General features: G+C 75.5%; 3 protein-coding genes and 1 pseudogene. 3 read left to right on the top strand and 1 reads right to left on the bottom strand.

From position 1 onward, the window contains the following. A pseudogene (locus ACFWXO_RS44265) lies at nt 1–403 on the bottom strand (hypothetical protein); the annotation flags it as partial. 424 nt (nt 404–827) lie between these two features. Here ACFWXO_RS44265 and ACFWXO_RS44260 point away from each other — a divergent pair. The 3 genes from ACFWXO_RS44260 (at nt 828) to ACFWXO_RS44250 (ending at nt 3,352) form a co-directional block, all read left to right on the top strand. Beyond that, the gene (locus ACFWXO_RS44260; RefSeq protein WP_380532664.1) at nt 828–1,340 is read left to right on the top strand and encodes a DUF1772 domain-containing protein; all 513 of its coding nucleotides are present in this window, start codon (nt 828–830) and stop codon (nt 1,338–1,340) included. A 150-nt stretch (nt 1,341–1,490) separates the two neighbouring features. Then, entirely contained in the window at nt 1,491–2,249 is a 759-nt protein-coding gene (locus ACFWXO_RS44255; protein ID WP_380532661.1) for a polysaccharide deacetylase family protein, read from the top strand. A 362-nt stretch (nt 2,250–2,611) separates the two neighbouring features. Further along, on the top strand, nt 2,612–3,352 hold the full coding sequence (locus tag ACFWXO_RS44250; RefSeq protein WP_380532658.1) for a DUF1062 domain-containing protein: 741 nt from the start codon (nt 2,612–2,614) through the stop codon (nt 3,350–3,352). Nucleotides 3,353–3,474 lie beyond the last annotated feature (122 nt).

Below are 3,474 nucleotides of genomic sequence, written 5' to 3'. Positions count from 1 at the left end.
AAGCGACTGGGCTGAGCCGCTGCCCGTCCACGGCCCCGGGGGGCGGTGTCCGGAGGAGGAGGGGCACCGGCCGTTCGCCGGGGTGGCGGGCGAGCGGCACGGTCAGCCCGGCGCGCAGCAGTCCGGCGGGGGCGGTGCGCGGCAGGTGCCAGCGCAGCAGGTCCGGCGCCAGGCGGCGCAGGTCCTCGCGGACCCGTTCGGCCAGGGTGTGCCCGTGGGCGTGCGCGACGTCCCGCAGGCGGAAGTCGACCTCGACGTTGGCGGCGGCGCAGGCCCCGGCCCAGTCACCGGCGAGTCGGCGCGCGGTGGCGGTTTCGATCATGGAGGGCGGCACGGCGTACTCGCGTACGCGCCGCCAGAAGGAGAAGCGGGAGGCATCCTCGTTCGCGGTGTGAGTGAGCATCAGCACTCACCTTGGGCGAACGGGACCTCCGATCCGAGAGCAGCGAAAGTGTTCATCGCCGGGGAGCATAGCGCCCGCCGTCGCCGCCGCGCCACCGCTTTCCGCCGCGGTTTCGTCGCGGTCGTCGCGGTCTCGCCGTGAGAGCGGTCCTTCCGCTGCGCGCCCGCTGGGTGTGCTCAAGGACCGCTGGAGGACGGGTCGAGGGCGGTGGTCGGCGGCGGCCGCGCCGTGCTCTGGTGGACGCCGGAGGAGGTACGGCCCCGGGCCCCGGGGCCGGCCCGTGCCGTGGACGCTCACGCATGCGCCTGGGCGCCAGGGGAGAACCGAAGGATGACCGATGCGCTCCAGCCAGACCTCAACTCCCGATCACCGCAACGCTCCAGGGGCCTTCGACGGCCCCAGTCGAGGAGGTGCCCCGCCGGTGGTGCCCGCTGACCGTGGCAGGGCCGCCGGTCCGGTCCTGGTGGGTGCCACCCTCGCGATGGGCCTGATGGCCGGGCTGTTCTTCGCCTTCGACGTGGCGGTGATGCCGGGCCTGGCGGCCGGTGACGACCGGACGTACGTGACGGCGATGCAGCACATCAACACGTCGATCGAGAACGGCGTGTTCGGCCTGGTCTTCGTCGGCGCCTTCGTCGCGACGGGTGTCGCGGCCTGGCTCCAGCACCGGGCGGGCCGGCGGCGGGCGGCGCTCTGGGCGGCCGGGGCGACCCTGCTGTACGGGGTGGCGCTGATGGTCACCATGGGTGTCAACATCCCGCTGAACAACGACCTGGCGGCGGTCGGTGATCCGTCCCGGATCCTCGACCTCGCGGCGGTGCGGGCGAAGTTCGAGGGGACGTGGGTCACGGCCAACGTGTGCCGCACGGTGCTCTGCACGGCGGGGCTGCTGGCGCTCGGCCGGGCGCTCGTCCTGCACGGGCGCGGCGCGCGCTGACCCCGGGCGCTCCCGGCGCGGCGTGCGCGCGGTCAACCCGCCGTCCGGCTGGCCGATTTCGTCCCCTTTCGTGCTCGGGCCGGTCGCGGTGCCGGCGGTCGGCGGCGCAGACTGGTCGGTACACGGCAGTTCCGACACCAGGGGGCAGGCATGGCCTTACGAGCTCTTGGGCGCAGCGGAGTTGGGCGACGGAAGGGTGGACGGCTCCGGGAGGCGGTCGGCGCGCTCGCCGTCGCCGCGCTGGCGGCGGGTGCGGTGCTCGGGGGCCCCGTCGGCACCGCGGACGCTGCTGGGCCGGCGGGGCTCGCCGGTCCCGCAGGGCTCGCCGGTCCGGCCGGGAGCAAGGGCGGCGCCAAGGTCGTCTACCTCACCTTCGACGACGGCCCCAGCCCCGCCTACACCCCGAGGATCCTCTCGATCCTCGACCGCTACGGCGTCCGCGCGACCTTCTTCGAGCTCGGCGAGAACGTCGCCGCCCACCCCTCGCTCACCGCCCAGGTCGCCCGGCAGGGCCACAGCGTGCAGAACCACTCCTGGTCGCACCCGGACCTGCGCCGGCTCTCCGGCTCCTCCTTCACCGCCCAGGTCGGCGACACCGACCGGGTCATCCGCGCCCGGACGGGACACACCCCGACGTGCCTGCGCCCGCCGTACGGGGCGGTCAACGGCACGGTGCGCTCCCGGGCGGCGGCGCTCGGCAAGCAGGTCGTGCTCTGGTCGGTGGACCCGGCCGACTGGTCCAGGCCGGGGGCGGCGGCGATCCGGTCGCGGGTGTTGAACAACGTCCGCCCCGGTTCGGTGATCCTGCTCCACGACGGCGGCGGGGACCGCAGTCAGACCGCGGCGGCCCTGCCGACGATCCTGTCCACCCTCAAGGCGCGCGGGTACCGCTTCGCGACCCTCTGCTGACCGGGCCCGGCCCAGTCGGCCCGGCCCGGGGTCGACCGGGGCTGACCAGGCGCGGCCCGGCCCCGACCGGGCCCGCCGGGCCTGCCGGAAAACCGGTTGCCCGCGGGCCGATCCTCGACCACGATCATCCGCATGGACTTTTAACGGCTGCCACGTAGCACCAACGAACCCTGTCGCGCGATCGACCTCGGAGCCTGACGGCTCGGTACCGAGGCGATGACCCGCGCCCACGTGTGCATCCGTCATCCCGGGAGCGCCCGCGATCCGCCCTGCCCTGCCCTGCTCCGACCTGCCACGGTCGGCGCCGCTGGGGGGCGGGGCCCGTGGGGCGCTCCTGCAGAGTCCTGAGAGCAACCACCACCATGAATACCGACCGCAAGGCCCGCTGGGCCGTGCGTCAGTCCGCCCTGCCCACCGTCGTCCGGCCCTGCCCGGACTGCCCCGGCACCCGGCACCGCCCCTCGGGGAAGATCCGCGTCAACGCCAGCGGGAAGCTGCTGGACGTCTGGCTGCTGCTGAGCTGCGCGGGCTGCGACCGGACCTCGAAGGTGCCCGTCCACGAACGCGCCCACGTCTCCTCGCTCGACCCGGCCCGACTGGTGGCCTACGAGACCAACGACGCCGTCGTGGTGCGGGAGTTGGCGACGAGCGCCTCGCTCGCCGCCCGGAACTGCTACCGCCTCGACTGGACCGGCACCTGGGAGCTGGAGGTCCGGACGCCCCTGCACGCGCTCGACGACCCGACGCCGCTCACCGTCCTGGTCGCCTTCGAGCTGCCTGTGCCGGTCCGGGTCGAACGGCTGCTGATGCTCGGGCTCGGCCTCAGCCGCACCGCCGTGCGGCGGATGGTCGAGGACGGGCGGATCCAGCTGCCGCCCGCCCTGACGCCGACGTCCAAGGCGCACCGGGACTTCGCCCTCACCCTCCGGCGGCCCGCCGCGGTCCGGCGTGCCACGTCGGCCGGGGTTGCCGCGCCCGTTCCGGCTGCCACGACTGCGGACCTCAGTCGCGTGGACCTGGGCCGAGCGGACCTGGGCAGCCCCCGGGCGGCCTCCCGTACGCCGAGGCGCCGGCCCCTCGTGGCGCGGGTCGCGGGCGGGTAAGGACGAGTACCGCCGCGCCTCCCGTGCGGCCCCCCGGCCCGGGGTGTGCCGGGGGGGCGCCCCGGTCTGCCGCCCCGGGCCGGGGGGCGGGGCGGGCGGGGCCCGCGCCCCCCACCCCCCCC

The organism is Kitasatospora sp. NPDC059088, assembly GCF_042738155.1.
In the GTDB taxonomy this organism is placed as follows: Bacteria; Actinomycetota; Actinomycetes; order Streptomycetales; family Streptomycetaceae; genus Kitasatospora.
The sequence above is the reverse complement of the archived record's forward strand: the minus strand, read 5'-3'. Positions and strand labels throughout refer to the sequence as shown.